The organism is Parafrankia irregularis, assembly GCF_001536285.1.
Taxonomy (GTDB): Bacteria; Actinomycetota; Actinomycetes; order Frankiales; family Frankiaceae; genus Parafrankia; species Parafrankia irregularis.
In genome coordinates this window covers 101,880-118,544 of record NZ_FAOZ01000016.1, presented here as the reverse complement: position 1 = coordinate 118,544, position 16,665 = coordinate 101,880, and the positions used below count along the sequence as shown (strand labels likewise).

The window sequence follows — 16,665 nt, the reverse complement described above, 5'->3', positions numbered from 1 at the left end:
GCCATCGATCTGACCGGCGGCAGACTGGATAGATGAGCTGAACGTGAGTCGAGACAGAGCGTGAGGTGCGGGGGTGTGGATGGATCGGAGGGGACGGAGCCGAGTCGAGATCTGCCAACCGCGGTGCGGGTGGACGTGCTGCATGAGACAGAACGGACTCGGGTTACCCGCATTATGTCCGCGGCCGGGAGCCTGATCCGGAAGGAACCGCTGGGACCTGGCGCGGATTGGCGGCTACTTCATGAGACCGAGATTCTGAAGCGGTTGTCCGGTGTTGATGGTGTGGCACAGCTGGCGGATGGCAGTCCGTCCTGCCCGGGATCGATCCTGCTGGCCGATGTCGGAGGTATCGCTCTGTGCGAGCTCGCCATGCCGTTGGCTCCGGTGACCCTGGTCGAGCTGGCTGAGTCGCTTGCGCGCGCGGTAGCGGAGATGCACCGCCGGGGCGTGGCGCACCAGAACATCAATCCCGCGAACATCGTGGTGGGCGGGAACCGAAACATCCCGTATCTGGTCGATTTCGCGCTGGCCGCCAGCATCGCCGATCTCCGGCCGGGATTCCTCCATCACAGGGAGATCGTGGGAACGGTGCCTTACCTGGCGCCCGAGCAGACTGGCCGGACCGCGCGCCTGGTCGACCAGCGGGCCGACCTGTACGCGCTCGGGGCCACCTTGTACGAGCTGGCAACCGGCGCGCCGCCCTTCGGTTCGAGCGACCCGGCACGGATCATCCAGGATCACCTGGTGAGGATTCCGGTGCCACCTGCCGCGGTGAACCCGCTACTGCCGGCGGAGCTCTCGGCGATCATCATGCATCTGTTGAAGAAGGAGCCGGACGATCGCTACCAGACCGCCGATGGACTGGTGCGTGATCTCGTTCTGCTTCGCCGCGGCGCGCGGATAAGTGATCCCGGCGCACACGACTCGCCGCTGCGACCCCTTGCACCGTCCCGGCTGGCCGGGCGGGACGAGGAGATCCGGGACCTGGGCGCGGCGTTCGCGGAGGCGATGGCGGGCCACTGCCGCGGTCTCCTCGTCAGCGGTGCGGCGGGAGTGGGCAAGACATCCCTGGTCAACGAGCTCCGGCCGATGGTGGCCGGTCGCAACGGCTGGTTCGTCACCGGCAAGTTCGACCAGTTTCGCCGAGACGAGGAGTATGACGGAGTCCGGCAGGCGTTCCGTGCGCTGGGTCGGTTGTTGCTGGCCGAGCCGGAAGGCCGGCTGGCCAAGGTCAGGGAGCAGCTTCTGGATGCTTTGGGGCCCAACGCCGAACTCGTCGCCGCCGCCCTCCCGGAGCTCGCCGCGCTGTTGAAGGTCGCTCCCGATCCGGGCGATCCGATGACGGCCCGGGTACGACTACAGCACGCTTCAGTCGCGGTACTGCGCACCATTACGTCCTGGCGAAGGCCGCTTGTTTTCGTCGTCGACGACCTGCAGTGGGCTGGACGGACACCGCTCGGTTTCATCGACCTGATCCTCGGTAGTGAGGAGCAGACCGAGGGACTGCTCCTGGTCGGCGCCTACCGGGACAGCGACGTGGATATCGCTCACCCGCTGGCGCCGATGCTCGACCGCTGGAGTCGCCAGCCGACCGGACCTCACCACCAGCGGTTGGGTAACCTCGTGCCCGCGGGGCAGGCCAGCCTGGTCGCTGACATCCTGCATATCGCCCCTCAGTCGGCCAGCGAGTTGGCACGGATGATCGAGTCCATCACCGAGGGCAGTCCGTACGACACGGTGGAACTGTTCAATGCGCTGCGTCACGAGGGTCTGATCGCTCCCGGTGAGAGCCGTTGGCACGTGGATCAGTCCGCGCTGCGTCGCCGGCTGGCCGGCCTGGACATCAAGAAGCTGCTGGCCGCGCGCGTGGCGTCGTTGCCTTCGGGCACGCGAGAAGTGCTCATGGCGATGGCCTGCCTGGCGGGGCGGGTGGAGCTGGATCTCCTGGCCACGGCGACCGGGCTCGCGGCGCAGGAGGTCGAGCGACGGCTGGCGCCCGCCTACGCGGCCGCCTTGCTGGTGCGGGAGCTCGACGACCGGTCGACGATCCGGTTCCACCACGACCGGACGCAGAAGTCTCTCCTGGACAGGATCACAGCGACCGAACAGCGCGCTGTTCGGCTGCGGCTGGCCCGGTGTCTGTCCGAACGGGACGAGTACTTCGCTGTCGCCGCGGAGCAGTATCTGCTGGTCGCCGACGCGGTTCACGCCACGCAGGAACGGCAGCTCATGGCGGCGCTCTTCCGGCGGGCCGCCGGCCAGGCCCGGATACTCAGCAACTACCCGCTGGAAGAACGGTTCCTGACCGCGGCGATGCCGCTCATCGATCCGGCTGACACCGACCAGCTGATCGCGGTCGGCACCGAGCGGCACGCCGCCCTTCACCGGCTTGGCCTGCTGGAGGAGGCCGATGAGGCCTACGAAACCGTCTGTCGGCTTTGCACGCACCCGACTCAACGCACCGCGGCTGTCGAGGCGCAGGTTGTCAGCCTGACCAACCGGGGCCTGGCTCGGGAGGCGATGCGGCTCGGCCTCGACCAGCTGAGGCACCTGGGTTTCGCCGTCCCGGACCGGGATCATCTGGACTCGGACATCGACCGCGGGCTGAAGGAGGTCCGCCAGTGGATCGATCGGACCGATGAGTCAGATGATCTTCGGTTGGCAGGCGGCATCGACCACTCCCGACTCGACGCCTGCAGGATCATCGACCGGCTCCTGCCCGCGGCCTACTTCTGCGATCAGCCGATGCTGGGCTGGCTGACCGTGAAGGTACTGGAGATGTGGGTGCAGAACGGCCCGCATGCCACCTTTCTCGGCCCGGCCGCCGGTGCCGCGTGGACTATCGGCAGCCGCGGCGACTATCGCACCGGGTACCGCGTGGTGCAGCGGCTCCTCTCGGTGAGCAGGTCACTCGGTTATGACCTTGAGATCGGTCGTGCTCAGTACCTTTACGCGGCTGGTGTCGGGCACTGGTTCGATTCCCTCGAGGAGAATATTTCGGGGGCCCGTCGCGCGCTGGAGGTGCTTGTCCGCAGCGGTGACCTGCAGAATGCGTCGTATACACGCTACATGTTGGTGCACAATCTGCTGGACTGTGCACCAACTCTTGACGCCCTTGCCCCTGAGGTCGACGCGGCGCTCGCGGCCGGGGCAGGCACCGGTAATGCGCATCTTGTGGAGAACGTCCAGCCGTGCCGCCAGCTGATCAGGATTCTGCGTGGCGAGACCGTCGAATCGGAAGCCGACGAGGTGTCTGCCCTGAGCAGACTCGCGGCCAATCCGATCGCCCGCGCCCATCTGCACATCGCCTTGGCGCTCGCCGCGGCGATCTTCGATCATCCGGCCAGGCTGGCCCGCCACACCGCGGCGTCGATGCGGCTGCTGCCGGTGATCGAGCCGATGTATGTGACGACGACGGCACGACTGCTGCGGGCCATGTCGCTCGCCGCGCAGGCACGGGCCACCGAAGCGAGTCAGCGTGAAGCCTCGCTGGCTGAGCTGGACGAGTTGGTCGCATGGTTGTCCGCGCGTGCGGCCGACGCGCCGGTCAACTTCCTCCACCTGCTGCGTCTGGTGGAGGCGGAACAGGCCTGGGCTGTCGGTGATTTCCACAAGGCGGCGTACATGTTCGACGTCGCGCAGCGCGAGGCGTCCACGCGGGATCGCCCATGGCACCGAGCGCTGATCCTCGAACGCACCGCCCGGTTCTACCTCTCCCACGGCATGTTGGAGGCTGGAAACGCTCCGCTCGCGGCTGCCCGCCGTCAGTATCTGGCCTGGGGCGCGACGGCGAAGGTCAGCCAGCTCGACTGGGTTCACCCGGTGCAGGGCATCGAGTTCACGGCCATGGAGCCGGATGCGCGCCGGCTGGCGGAGCCCGCCGGGTGCAAGCCCGCCGCCACGACCCGGACCATTGACCTGTTCGGTATCGCGGCCGCGTCTCAGGCGCTCGGCTCCGAGACCACCATCGACGGTCTACGAGCAAGGGTCGCGGGAATCCTGTCGGAAATGACTGGCGCCACCAGCGTCCACCTGTTGCTGCATGAGCAGAATGAAGTTGGCTGGTCCGTGCCGGTAGGCGACGGCGACACCATCTCACTCGACGAAGCCGGTCGGCGGCGCATGCTGCCGGCTTCGGTCATCTGGTATGTCGATCGCACCCACCAACCCCTTGCTATCGACGACGCGACCCACGACGAGCGGTTTCGCCGCGATCTGTACTTCGCCGACCTCGACCGTTGCTCCCTGCTTGCCCTGCCTATCACAATACGCGGCACGCAGGGCGCAATGCTTCTCCTCGAGAACCGGATGATCCGTAGCGCGTTTACTATTGAACGCCTGGAAGGAATAATGCTGGTCGCCGGACAGCTGGCCGTCTCACTCGACAACGCCCAGGTCTATGCGTCGCTGGAACGCAAGGTCGCCGAACGAACCCAGCAGCTCTCCGTCGTGAACCGCCGGCTGCTACAGCTGTCGACGACTGATCCGCTGACCGGGCTGGCCAACCGCCGGCGTCTCAGCGAGGTCCTCGATGTGGAATGGAACCGCGCGGGACGCAATTCTACGCCTATCGCGCTCACGATAGTCGACATCGACTATTTCAAGCTTTACAACGACCATTTTGGGCACAGCGCGGGCGACCAGTGTCTCAAAAAGGTCGCCGCATGCCTCGCCAAGAACATCCGTGACACCCATCTGGTCGCTCGCTATGGCGGCGAGGAGTTCGCCGTAGTCATGCCAAGGACAGGTCTGGGAGCGGCCGCCCGGCTCGCTCATCGGAGCCGTTCGGCGGTCGAGGAGCTGGCCGAACCGCACCCGCTGGTCGAAAGGGGAGTCGTCACCGTGAGCATCGGCGTCGCGGCGGCCGTTCCCCCCGTGGACGGCGATCTCAATGCGTTCTTCGAGGTCGCCGACGCCGCGCTCTACAAGGCCAAGCACCGCGGCCGTAACCGGGTGGCGGTGGCACGTCGATAGCAACAGGCGTACCCACGCCTGCGAACCGGGCAGTACGTCTACTGGTCGGTATCCCCCGTGCTCGCGCGGGGAGGACTTCAACTGACCGGAGGATCATTACCGCTAGGAGCCGAGTTGCGAAGAGAAACCCCTGATCAGAGGTGGTGGGCAGGGGCGGGGTCGAACCGCCGACCTTCCACTTTTCGGGGCGCCGTTCAGAAGGTGATCACCGCCCGGCCGGGTTTCACGCCGAGCTCGGCCATCGCCTGGCCGATGTCCTCCAGGGGGTAGCGGCGGGTGACGAGGCGGTCGAGGGGCAGCCGGCCGGCCCGGTAGAGGTCGAGGATCCGCGGGATGTCGACCTGCGGGCGAATGCTTCCGTTCGTGCTTCCGGTGAGCACCCGCTGGTCGATCAGGTGGTACAGCGGGACGGACACCGTCGCCCGGGGATCCGCGACGCCGACGACGACCGCCCGTCCGCCCCGGCGCAGCGCGTTGAACGCCGCCGCGGCGGTCCTCCCGGTGCCCACGGCGTCGATCGCGACGTCGACGCCACCGCCGCCACCACTGCCGACGCCACCGCCGCCGCGGGTAAGCGCGCGGACCCGGGAGACGAGGTTGGTGTCCTCCTCCACCACGATGCTGTCCGTGGCGCCGAGGTCCTCGGCGAGCTGGCAGGCCGCCGCGCTGCGGTCGGCCACGATCACCCGGCCGGCGCCGGCGGTGACCGCGCCGAGCACGGTGGCCAGGCCCACCCCGCCGGCGCCGATGACCAGCACCGTCTCGCCGGCCTCGACGCCGGCCCGCACCACCGCCGCGCCGAAGCCGGTGGAGACGCCACAGGCGGTGAGGCAGGCGATGTCGAACGGCACGTCGTCGGGCACCTTCACCGCGGCCCGGCGGTCGACGACCGCGTATTCCGCGAACGACGACTGCAGCGCGAAGTGGTTGATCCGCTCGGCGCCCTTGGTGAGCCGTTGCTGGCCGTGCGACAGCCGGCCGTCGATCATGTGCGGGGCGGCGACCTCGCACAGGCCGAGCGCACCGAGCTGGCACTGCCGGCACACCCCGCACCCAGGCGTGATCGTCAGGACGACGTGGTCACCGACGCTGAGGTCGGCGACACCCGGGCCGACGGCGTCGACCACCCCGGCGCCCTCGTGGCCGAGCACGACCGGCCGCGGGACGGGCATCTTCCCCTCGACGACCGTGAGGTCGGTGTGGCAGACCCCGGTGGCCCGGACCTGGACCCGGACCTCGCCCGGCCCGGGCTCGGGGACGTCGAGATCCTCGACCTCGAGCCGGCCCGCGTCACGAAGCACCGCCGCACGCATCGGCAGGTTCCCTTCTGTAACTGGATGAGCGCGCGTCCGCGCGAGGGTGCGGGGCTCCGCGGGTGGCGGATCCCCGCGGAGCCCCGCGGTTCGCGGGCAGCCGGTGACGGGCCGGTCAGGCGCGGAACTTCGCCACGGTCGCGTGGAGGGTCTCGTACGCCTCACGGACGATGCGGGTGACGATCTCCCCCGCCGGTGGCACGTCGTGGATGAGGCCCTGGACGAGGCCGGCGGTCCAGATGCCGGCCTCCAGGTCCCCGTCGTCGAACACCCTGCGGCCACGGGAGCCCGCGACGAGCCCCTGGACATCCGGGAACGTCCCGCCGTCGGCGAGGATCCGCACGACCTCGACGCTGACCGAGTTGCGGGCGACCCGCGCGGTGTTGCGCAGCGAGCGGAAGATCAGCTCGGTGTCGAGCTCGGTCGCCTCGACGATGCGGCGCTTGACCGCCTCGGCGATGGGCGACTCCTCGCTGCACATGAACCTGGTGCCCATGTTGATGCCGTCGGCGCCGAGGGCCAGCGCGGCGGCGAGCCCCCGCCCGTCGGCGAATCCGCCGGAGGCGAGGAACGGGATGGTCAGCGCGTCGGCGGCGGCCGGCACCAGGATGAGGCCGGGGATGTCGTCCTCGCCCGGGTGGCCGGCGCATTCGAAGCCGTCGATCGACACCGCGGCGACACCGACCCGCTCGGCCTTCACCGCGTGCCGCACGCTGGTGCACTTGTGGATCACCCGGACGCCGTGCTCGTGGAAGAAGTCCATGTGCGGCTCGGGGCTGGACCCCGCCGTCTCGACGATCGTGACGCCGGAGTCGACGATCGCGCGCCGGTACTCGTCGTAGGGCGGCGGGTTGATCGACGGCAGGATCGTCAGGTTGACGCCGAACGGCTTGTCGGTGAGCCTGCGGGTCCGCGCGATCTCGGCGGCGAGATCGGCCGGCGTCGGCTGGGTGAGCGCGGTGACGATGCCGAGGCCACCGGCCTCGGACACGGCCGCGGCGAGCTCGGCCCGGCCGACCCACATCATCCCGCCCTGCACCACGGGATGCTCGATGCAGAGCAGCTCCGTGATGCGGGTGCGCAGCCGGGGCGTCGGGGCCACCGACTCCGGCGTTCCGGGCACCGGCAGCGGCATCGCCTTCACCGGTGCGGGCACCGCGGTCACCGGTACTCGTCCCCGCGCTCGGCCCGCTCGACCAGCGACGCCGGCGGTTCGAAGCGGTCGCCGTAGGCGGCGGCGAGCTCGCGGGCCCGGGCGACGAAGCCGGCCAGCCCGCCGTCGTACTGGTTGACGTACTGCAGCACACCGCCGGTCCAGGCGGGGAACCCGATGCCGTAGAGGGAACCGATGTTGGCGTCGGGGACGCTGGTGAGCACGCCGTTGTCGAGGCAGTCGATCGTGTCGAGCGCTTCGGCGAACAGCATCCGCTCCTGCAGGTCCTTCAGTGGCAGGACGGTCCGGCCGGAGCCGAACTGCTGGCGCACGCCGGCCCAGATGCCCAGGCGCCGTCCGGAGTCGTCGTAGTCGTACCAGCCGGAGCCCTGGCGGCGCCCGGCCCGCCCCTGCTCGACCATCCAGTCGATGACCGGCTCGGACGGATGCAGGTCCCAGACGCGGCCCGCGGCCTCCTCCGCCTCACGGGTCTCGATGCGGATCTTCTGGGTGAGGGTGAGGGTCAGCTCGTCCTGCAGCTGCAGCGCGCCGACCGGGTAGCCGGCCTGGGTGGCCGCCTGCTCGATGCTCGCCGGGTCGACACCCTCGCCGACGGCGGCGATGGCCTCGGCGATGAACTTGCCGATCACCCGTGAGGTGAAGAAGCCCCGCGAGTCGTTGACCACGATGGGCGTCTTGCGGATCTGCCGCACGTAGTCGAAGACCCGGGCGAGCGTCTCGTCGCTGGTCTGCTCACCGCGGACGATCTCGACGAGCGGCATCTTGTCGACGGGGCTGAAGAAGTGGATGCCGATGAACGCGTTCTCGCGCTTGACCCCGCCGGCGATGAGGGTGATCGGCAGGGTGGAGGTGTTCGAGCCGAGCACCGCGTCGGGCTCCACGATCTCCTGGATCTCGCGGAACACCTCCTGCTTGAGCGGCATCGACTCGAAGACCGCCTCGATGACGAGGTCGACGCCGGCGAAGTCGGCCGGGCTGTCGGTGGTCGTGATCCGCGCCAGCAGGGCGTCCGACTTCTCCTGGCTGGTCCGCCCGCGGGCCAGCGCCTTGGCCTCCAGGCCGCGGGCGTAGTCCTTGCCCTTCTCGGCCGCGTCCACGGTGACGTCCTTGAGGACGACCTCGATGCCGGCCTTGGCGCTCACGTACGCGATGCCGGCGCCCATCATGCCGGCACCGACGACGCCGACCTTGCGGGTCGTGTACTTCGGGTGGCCCGCGGGCCGGCTGCCCCCGGAGTTGATGTGCTGCAGGTCGAAGAAGAACGCCTTGATCATGTTCTTGGCGATCTGACCGGTGGTGAGGTGGACCAGGTAGCGCGTCTCGATGAGGGACGAGGTGTCGAAGTCGACGTACGCGCCTTCGACCGCCGCCGCCAGCGCCGCCCGCGGCGCCGGGGCCGGCGCTCCCCGCGACTGCCTGCGCAGCAGGGAGGCGAGCGTCTGCAGCGTCGTGGCGACCTGCGGGCTGCGGACGTCGCCGCCGGGCAGCGTGAAGCCCTTGACGTCCCACGGCTTGACCGGCGCCGGGTTCGCGGCGATCCAGGCGCGGGCGCGGGGCTCCAGCTCCGACGGGTCGGCGACGACCTCGTCGACGAGCCCGACCTCGGCGGCCGCGATCGGGCCGAACTTCGTGGCCGGCAGGATCACCTTCTGCAGCGCCTTGAGCAGGCCCATCATCCGCACGGTGCGGGAGATCCCGCCCCCGCCGGGGAGCAGCCCGAGGGAGACCTCGGGCAGGCCGATCAGGGTGGCGGGGACGTCCGCGGCGATCCGGTGGTGGGCGCAGAGCGCGACCTCGAGCCCGCCGCCGAGCGCGGCGCCGCCGATGAGCGCGACGACCGGCCTGCCGAGCTTCTCCAGCCGGCGCATGTCGGCCTTCATGCTGTTGATGTAGTCGGTCTCCTCGGCGGCCTGCTCCGCGGAGCCCGCGCGCAGCCGGTTGAGGTCGCCGCCCGCGAAGAAGCTCTTCTTCGCCGAGGTGAGCAGCACGCCGACGACGTCCTCGCGGGTGGACTCGAGGCGGTCGACCGCCTCACGCAGCCCGAGCATGAAGTTGTCGTTCATGGTGTTCACCGGCGCGTCGGGATCGTCCATCGTCAGGGTCACGATGCCGTCCGCGCCATGGCTGTACCTGATGCCTGAGCTGACCATCTGTGTCTCTCCTAGACCCGCTGATCCGCGCTGGGACGCGCTTAGACGCGCTCGATGACGGTGGCGATGCCCATGCCCGCGCCGACGCACAGCGTCGCCAGGCCCCGGCGGCCGCCGGTGCGTTCGAGCTCGTCGAGCACGGTGCCGAGGATCATGGCGCCGGTCGCGCCGAGGGGATGGCCGAGCGCGATGGCGCCGCCGTTGACGTTGACCTTCTCGGCCGGGATCTTGAGGTCCCGCTGCCACTTCAGGACGACGGCGGCGAAGGCCTCGTTGAGCTCGAACAGGTCGATGTCGTCGACGGTGAGGCCGGCCTTGACGAGCACCTTCTCGGTCGCCGGGGTCGGCCCGGTGAGCATGATCGTCGGCTCGGAGCCGGTGACGGCCGTCGCGACGATGCGGGCGCGCGGGGTCAGACCCAGGCGCTCACCGACCGCCGCGTCACCGATGACGACCAGCGACGCGCCGTCGACGATGCCGGAGCTGTTGCCCGCGTGGTGCACATGCTCGATCCGCTCGAGCTGGTGGTATTTCTGCAGCGCGACCGCGTCGAAGCCGGCCTGGTCGCCGAGGGCGGCGAAGGACGGCCTGAGCTTGCCGAGGCTCTCGACGGTGGTGCCGGCCCGGCGGTGCTCGTCGGTGTCGAGCAGGAGCACGCCGTTGAGGTCGGTGACGGGAACGATCGACCGGGCGAAACGCCCCTCACGCCAGGCGGCGTCGGCGCGTTCCTGGGAGCGGACGGCGAACGCGTCGACGTCCTCGCGGGTGAAGCCCTCCAGGGTCGCGATGAGGTCGGCGCTGACACCCTGCGGGACGAAGTACGAGTCGTACGCCGTGGTCGGGTCCTGCACGTAGGCACCGCCGTCGGATCCCAGCGGCACCCGCGACATCGACTCGACGCCGCCGGCGAGCACCAGGCTCTCGAAGCCGGAGCCGACCTTCTGCGCCGCCAGGTTGACCGCCTCCAGGCCGGACGCGCAGAACCGGTTGACCTGTACGCCGGCGACGACCTCGGGCAGGCCCGAGACCAGCACCGCGGTGCGGGCGATGTCGCCGCCCTGCTCGCCGACCGGGGAGACGACGCCGAGGACGATGTCGTCGATCTGGGTGGGGTCCAGGCCGGGGTTGCGCTCGAGCAGCGCCTGGATCAGGCCCACCACGAGGTCGACCGGCTTGGTGCCGTGCAGCGCCCCGCCGCGGTTCTTTCCGCGGGGGGTGCGCACGGCATCGTAGATGAACGCCTCGGACACGAGGTTTCCTTTCTCAGCAGGTCTATCGCGTCACAGACCGAGGTCGCGGCCGACGATCTCCTTCATGATCTCCGTCGTGCCGCCGTAGATGGTGGTGATGCGCGAGTCGAGGTAGTCCTGCGCGATGCGGTACTCGAGCATGTAGCCGTAGCCGCCGTGCAGCTGCAGGCAGCGCCCGACGATGTCGACGAGCTGCTCGGTGGTCCAGAACTTCGCGGCGGCGGCCTCCACCGCGGTCACCTCGCCGGCCGTGTGCCGGGTGATCAGGTCGTCGATGTAGATACGGCTGACCCGGGCCGCGGTCACCATCTCCGCGAGCTGGAACCGGGTGTTCTGGAAGGTGCCGATGGGCTGGCCGAACGCCTTGCGGTCGGTGACGTAGGACAGCGTGCGCTCGAGCACGCCCTCGGTCGCCGCGATGGCACCGGCCGCGATCGAGAGGCGTTCCTGCGGGAGGTTCTTCATCAGCCCGAGGAAACCGCTGCCCTCCGCGCCGAGCAGGTTCTCCGCCGGCACCCGCACGTCGCTGAAGAACAGCTCGCTGGTGTCCTGCGCGTGCAGGCCGATCTTCTCCAGGTTGCGCCCCCGCCCGAAGCCGGGGCTGTCCGCCTCGATGACCATCAGGCTCAGGCCCTTGTGCGGGTCATCGCTGGTACGCACCGCCGTGACGACCAGGTCGGCGTTCTGCCCGTTCGAGATGAACGTCTTGCTGCCGTTGACGATGTAGTGGTCGCCGTCGCGCACCGCGCTGGTGCGGATGCCGGCGAGGTCGCTGCCGGTGCCCGGCTCGGTCATGGCGACGGCGACGATCAGGTCGCCCTTCGCGATGCCGGGCAGCCAGCGGGCCTTCTGCTCGTCGTTGGTGAGGTCGATGAAGTACGGGATGACGATGTCGTTGGACAGGCCGACTCCGGCCATGCCGTCGGAGACCGGGTTGCGGCCGAGCTCCTCGGCGACGATCGCGTTGAAGCGGAAGTCCTTTGTCCCGCCGCCGCCGTACTCCTCCGGGATGTTGAACCCGAGGACGCCCGCGTTCCCGGCCTCCTGGAACAGCCAGCGGTCGACCTTGCCCTCCGCCTGCCAGCGCTCGGCGTTCGGCCTGGCGTACTTGTCGACAAAAGCACGGACAGTGGAGCGGAACTCCTCGTGCTCGTCCTCGTACAGGGGGCGACGGGTCGCGTAGACGCCACTCATCGAATTCTCCGTTCAGCGATGTCGTCTCGTGGTCCGGGCCGCGGACGACTCAGTCCCGTTCCAACCCGAAATAGAAATGCCGGCCGTTGTCCAGCACCAGGCCTGGCCTGCCGTTCATGATGCCCATCAGGGTGCGGTCGTCGACCTTCTTGAAATGGTCGAGAACGGCCATTCCGTCGTAGACCATCGTCGCTGTCACCTCGCCACGGAACTCCACGTTCCACAGGCTCGCCAGGCCCTTGCCGGACTCGACGTCGGAGAACAGCTCGCCGTCCGGGCCGACGCACAGCAGCGGCACCGCGTCGTCCAGGGCGACGAACCGCTTGCCGTACCAGCGGCTGCGGACCAGCAGCCTGCCCATCCGATGCCCGGTGGGGAAGGCGAAGCCACGCCACTGGCCCAGGATGCCGCCCGCGTCGACGGGGGCGAGCGCGGCCCACAGGTCGTCCAGCTCGGTGGGCTCGATCGGCCCGGCGGACTGCCGCAGCGCCGTCCAGCGCCGGACCAGTTCGGTCCGCGCAGCGGGGTCGGTCCGCTCCGCCGGGTCGGTCTGGGAAAGATCGGTCATGCCATGCGCCCGCTCTGGTAGAGGTCGGCGATGACGTCCTCGTATCGGCTGATCACGACCTTGCGCTTCAGCTTCAGCGTGGGTGTGAGCTGCTCGCCGCCGATGGTCCACTCCTCGGTGAGCAGCTCGTAGGCCTTGATCTGCTCGGGCCGTGACAGCCGCGCGTTCGTCGCCGCGACGACCGCGGCGACCGCGTCCAGGATCGCCGGGTCGACCGCGAGCTCGGCCACCGTCGTTCCCTCGACGCCGAGCCGCCGCGCGATGATCGGCGCCGTCTCGCCGTCGAGGGTCAGGATCGCCACGAGGTACGGGCGGCCTTCACCGACCACCAGCGCCTGCCCGATCAGCGGGCTCTCCTTGAGCGCGTTCTCGATGTTGGACGGGGCGATGTTCTTGCCCGACGAGGTGATGATGATGTCCTTCTTGCGGTCGACCACCCGCAGGAAGCCGTCCGCGTCGAGCTCGCCCACGTCCCCGGTGTGCACCCAGCCGTCGGGGTCGATCAGCTCGGCGGTCGCCGTGGGCTCCTTGTGGTAGCCGGGTGTCGTGATCGGCCCGCGTACCAGGATCTCGCCGTCGTCGGCGATGCGTACCTCGATGCCGTCCTGGGCGGTGCCGACAGTGCCGAGCCGGAACGCGTCCGGGCCGCCGGCCGTCGCCGAGGCGGTCGTCTCGGTCATGCCGTACACGTCGTAGACGCTCAGGCCCAGGCCGGCCAGGAACCGGGCGATCTCCACCGGCATCGGCGCGGCGGCACTGGACGCCCACTCGATCCGGTCGAGGCCGAGGGCGGCGCGCAACGGCCGCAGGATCGGCCCGTCGACCGCCTCGAACCGCGCCCGCAGCTCCGGCGGCGTCGTCCGGCCCGTCTGCGTGGACTCGACATAGGCCTGCCCGATGGCGAGGGCCTGCGCGACGGCCTCGCGCTTCGCCGCGTTCGGCTCGGCCGCGAGCTTCGCCCCGATCCCCGCTCGGATCTTCTCCCAGACCCGCGGAACCCCGAAGAAACGGGTGGGACGGATCTCGGCGAGGGCGGGGGCGAGCGCCGCCGGATCGTCGATGAGGTGGACGTGACCGCCCTGCAGCTGCGGGATGTACAGGCCGAGGATTCGTTCGGCGATGTGCGCGAAAGGCAGGTAGGACACCGAGATGCCCGGCCCGTCCAGGTGCGCCTTGCGGGCCGAGACGGCCGCCTCGAACCAGATGTTGCGATGGGTGAGGACGACGCCCTTGGGCCGGCCCGTCGTACCGGACGTGTACAGGATCGTGATCGGGTCGTCCGGCTTGATGGCCTCGCCTCGGATCGCCAGCTCCGCGTCTCGGCGCGTCAGCGCCATCGCACCGTCGGCCGCCGCCTGGTCCCAGGTGACGACCCGCACGTCGGCGGCCACCGCCACGGACCTGGCGTCGTCGGCGTCCGCGGCGGCGGCATCGGCGGCGGCCTCGGCGTCGGCGTCGCTCGCGGTCAGTGCGTCGAAGGCGGTGCCGAACGCGATGACCTGGCTCACCGTGGACTTCTCCGCGAGCACCGCGGACCAGCGAGCGGCGTGGTCGGCGGTCTCGAGCACGACGATCCGCGGCTCGACATGCCCGGCGACGTAGGCGACCTGTTCGGGCGAGAGCGTGTTGTAGACCGACACGGGGATGCCGCCGGCGAGCACGGTGGCGATGTCCGCCACGACGTGCTCGATCCGGTTGGAGGCCATGACGGCCACCGCCTCGCCGGGTGCGAGGCCCGCGTCCAGGAAGCCCGCGGCCAGCTCACGGGCACGGTCGACCAGCTCGGCCCAGGTGACGGTCCGCCAGCCGCGGCCGTCATCCGCCCCCTCGGCGAGGCGCCGGTCGGAGTAGGCGGGCTCGGTGCCGCGCTCGCGCACCGTGCGTTCGAGGACCCCGACGAGGGTCAGGCCTTCGATCTCGGCGTCGATCGCTGCGCGCTGTAACGCGATGTCGGTCATCTCTTCGCTCCTCCTGGGATCCATCGGCCGCCGGTAAGGCCACCAATCACGGACTCGTTCCGGCCCCTTGCCCTTACCCAGCACCGATGATCTGAGATGAAGACGCGGGTCCGTCAGGCAGTGCCGCCCGTCACGCAAGCCTGGCGGCCAGTCGTCGGGCATTCATGTAGGCGATCGCCTCGATGGAGACCATGGGATTCACTCCAGGCGAGGTGGGAAAACAGGACGCATCCGCCACCACGACATTCGGCAGCTCCCAGATGCAGCCATCCGGGTTGGTCGCGCTCATGTCCGGGGCGTCACCCATTCGCGCCGTACCCATGATGTGCAACGCCGCGATCGAGCATTCACCCGGACCATAACCCGCATTGTGGCAGGCGGCAACGAATTCACCGTGTGATCCGCGCCGGCCCGGTTCATAGGATGGACCGGCCTGATGAGCCGAGTATATCCGGCGTGCTCCCGCGGCCTCCAGAATGCGGGCGGCGCCCTCGATTCCCGCCTTCACGTGCGCGGTGTCGTGGGCCGAAAGCCGATAGTGCGGCACGGGTTCACCGTCCCGCCCGACCCGGACCTCACCGGGATCGCGGTCACGGGTGATGACGCCGACTCCCGCGGTGTGCGCGAGGTCCTTCATCGCGGCGAGGTGTGCCCCGCCGCCCCGCCAGTTCATGAAGCCCTGCAGGGCGCCCGGGTTACCCGGGCCCGTCTCGTAGATCACGCCGTACCCGTCGCCGTCGAGGTCGCCATGCTCCAGGGAGTAGCGCGTCTGCATACCGCCCTCCCAGGGGCGGATCGGCTCGTCGAACACGCCCCAGACGGCGGTCGCCGGGTGCAGCCGCAGGTACCGGCCGATGTTCGGGTTGGACAGGCCCGACCGGCGCAGCAGCGCCGGTGTCTGGATGGCGCCGGCGGCGGCGACGACCGCCCGGGCCCGCACCTTCACCGCGTGGCCGTCCGAGGTGACGCCCTCGACACCGACGGCGCGGCCGCCCCGCACGTCGATACGGCGGACGTCGACGTTGACGACCAGGCGGGCACCGTGCGCCTGCGCGTCCGCGAGCCAGGTCTTCGTGACCGACTGCTTGGCACCGAGGCGACAGCCGAGGCCACACCGCCCGCATTCGACGGCCATGTCACAGCCGGTGACGTTGCGCGGCAGCGCGTCGACGTGCCAGCCGAGCGCGGTGAGCCCGCGTTCGAGCACCGCGTCCCGCGCCGAGGGGATGCTGTGGTCGGTGTTGACCGACAGCCGCTGGTTCACCGCGTCCAGCGCCTGCGTGAACTCGTCCTCGTCGAACTGCTTGGCGCCCAGCCCCGCCCATTCGGCACGGATGCGCGGCGGGGTCGGCAGCGACGTGGACCAGTTGACGACCGTTCCCCCGCCCAGGCAGGAACCCGCGACCAGGGCGACCTGGCCCTCCGCCGTCGTCGCCGGCCCCGCCGCGTACATCCGGCTCAGGCCCGACAGCTCACCGCCGTCGAAATCCGCGTCGTCGTAGTACCCGCCGCGTTCGAGGACGACGACGTCGAGGCCGGCACCGGCGAGCACCCCGGCCGCGGTGCCGCCGCCCGCGCCCGACCCGACGACCACCACGTCACAGTCGAGGGTGGTGTCCGCGGTGGGCGCCAGCGGCGCCAGCGGGGGGCGCGGGGCACCGTCGCGCGGGCCCAGCGGGCCGGGGTAGCCGATCGCCTCCCACGCCGGCGACGAACCGGTCGGCCCCGGAGCGAAGTAGTACGACGAGGTGGCGAGCATCCGCAGGGCCTGGAACAGCACCCGCTTCTGCTCCGCCGGCGACTCCCCCAGCCGCAGCAGGACGTCCTGCCGGGCGGCGGGGTCGAGGGTGGAGAACCGCCTCGGCCCCGCGCCGAGCAGGAGGCCACCGAGGCGGGTGTCCCACACCGACAGCAGCGTCGCGAGCTGCCGACGGCCCGCGGCCCGGGGCAGGCCTGCCGCCACCGCCTCGGCGATGTCGACCGCACCGAGGGCGCTGGCCGACGGGAGGCCCGCGCCGTCGCCGGGCGCGAACGTGTCGCAGATGGCGGCGAGCGCTGCGCGCTGTCTGGGTCTCAGTGTCATT

General features: G+C 70.1%; 9 protein-coding genes. 1 reads left to right on the top strand and 8 read right to left on the bottom strand.

The features are described from left to right. The first annotated feature begins 174 nt into the window (after window positions 1-174). Complete coding sequence (locus AWX74_RS22795) at window positions 175-4,974, top strand: diguanylate cyclase (protein ID WP_091280524.1); 4,800 nt, start codon at window positions 175-177, stop codon at window positions 4,972-4,974. A gap of 194 nt (window positions 4,975-5,168) precedes the next feature. Here AWX74_RS22795 and AWX74_RS22790 read toward each other — a convergent pair whose 3' ends face one another. The 8 genes from AWX74_RS22790 to AWX74_RS22755 form a co-directional block, all read right to left on the bottom strand. Beyond that, window positions 5,169-6,287: an alcohol dehydrogenase catalytic domain-containing protein gene (locus tag AWX74_RS22790; RefSeq protein ID WP_091280520.1), complete on the bottom strand. Its 1,119-nt coding sequence runs from the start codon at window positions 6,285-6,287 to the stop codon at window positions 5,169-5,171. A gap of 115 nt (window positions 6,288-6,402) precedes the next feature. Next, entirely contained in the window at window positions 6,403-7,452 is a 1,050-nt protein-coding gene (locus AWX74_RS22785; RefSeq protein ID WP_278184648.1) for an NAD(P)H-dependent flavin oxidoreductase, read from the bottom strand. Next, window positions 7,449-9,611, bottom strand: coding sequence for a 3-hydroxyacyl-CoA dehydrogenase NAD-binding domain-containing protein (locus AWX74_RS22780; protein WP_091280514.1), 2,163 nt, complete (start codon window positions 9,609-9,611; stop codon window positions 7,449-7,451). The genes AWX74_RS22785 and AWX74_RS22780 overlap by 4 nt, the downstream gene beginning before the upstream one ends. Window positions 9,612-9,652: 41 nt before the next feature. Beyond that, window positions 9,653-10,861, bottom strand: coding sequence for an acetyl-CoA C-acetyltransferase (locus AWX74_RS22775; protein WP_091280511.1), 1,209 nt, complete (start codon window positions 10,859-10,861; stop codon window positions 9,653-9,655). Window positions 10,862-10,891: 30 nt separating this feature from the next. Further along, a complete protein-coding gene (locus AWX74_RS22770) occupies window positions 10,892-12,055 on the bottom strand; it encodes an acyl-CoA dehydrogenase family protein (RefSeq protein ID WP_091280508.1) in 1,164 nt (387 codons plus the stop codon). 49 nt (window positions 12,056-12,104) lie between these two features. After that, window positions 12,105-12,623 (bottom strand): DUF4334 domain-containing protein, encoded by a 519-nt coding sequence (locus tag AWX74_RS22765; protein ID WP_207550389.1) that lies wholly within the window; start codon window positions 12,621-12,623, stop codon window positions 12,105-12,107. Further along, complete coding sequence (locus AWX74_RS22760) at window positions 12,620-14,581, bottom strand: AMP-dependent synthetase/ligase (protein ID WP_091280504.1); 1,962 nt, start codon at window positions 14,579-14,581, stop codon at window positions 12,620-12,622. Before AWX74_RS22760 ends, AWX74_RS22765 begins: the two co-directional genes overlap by 4 nt. A 130-nt stretch (window positions 14,582-14,711) precedes the next feature. Further along, complete coding sequence (locus AWX74_RS22755) at window positions 14,712-16,664, bottom strand: GMC family oxidoreductase N-terminal domain-containing protein (RefSeq protein WP_091280501.1); 1,953 nt, start codon at window positions 16,662-16,664, stop codon at window positions 14,712-14,714. Between the last annotated feature and the right edge of the window lies 1 nt (window position 16,665).

Coding starts and splice junctions, on each gene's coding strand:
- AWX74_RS22765 (WP_207550389.1), bottom strand. CDS start 12,623: ATGACCGATCTTTCCCAGACCGACCCGGCGGAGCGGACCGACCCCGCT.
- AWX74_RS22795 (WP_091280524.1), top strand. CDS start 175: ATGTCCGCGGCCGGGAGCCTGATCCGGAAGGAACCGCTGGGACCTGGC.
- AWX74_RS22770 (WP_091280508.1), bottom strand. CDS start 12,055: ATGAGTGGCGTCTACGCGACCCGTCGCCCCCTGTACGAGGACGAGCAC.
- AWX74_RS22790 (WP_091280520.1), bottom strand. CDS start 6,287: ATGCGTGCGGCGGTGCTTCGTGACGCGGGCCGGCTCGAGGTCGAGGAT.
- AWX74_RS22760 (WP_091280504.1), bottom strand. CDS start 14,581: ATGACCGACATCGCGTTACAGCGCGCAGCGATCGACGCCGAGATCGAA.
- AWX74_RS22780 (WP_091280514.1), bottom strand. CDS start 9,611: ATGGTCAGCTCAGGCATCAGGTACAGCCATGGCGCGGACGGCATCGTG.
- AWX74_RS22755 (WP_091280501.1), bottom strand. CDS start 16,664: ATGACACTGAGACCCAGACAGCGCGCAGCGCTCGCCGCCATCTGCGAC.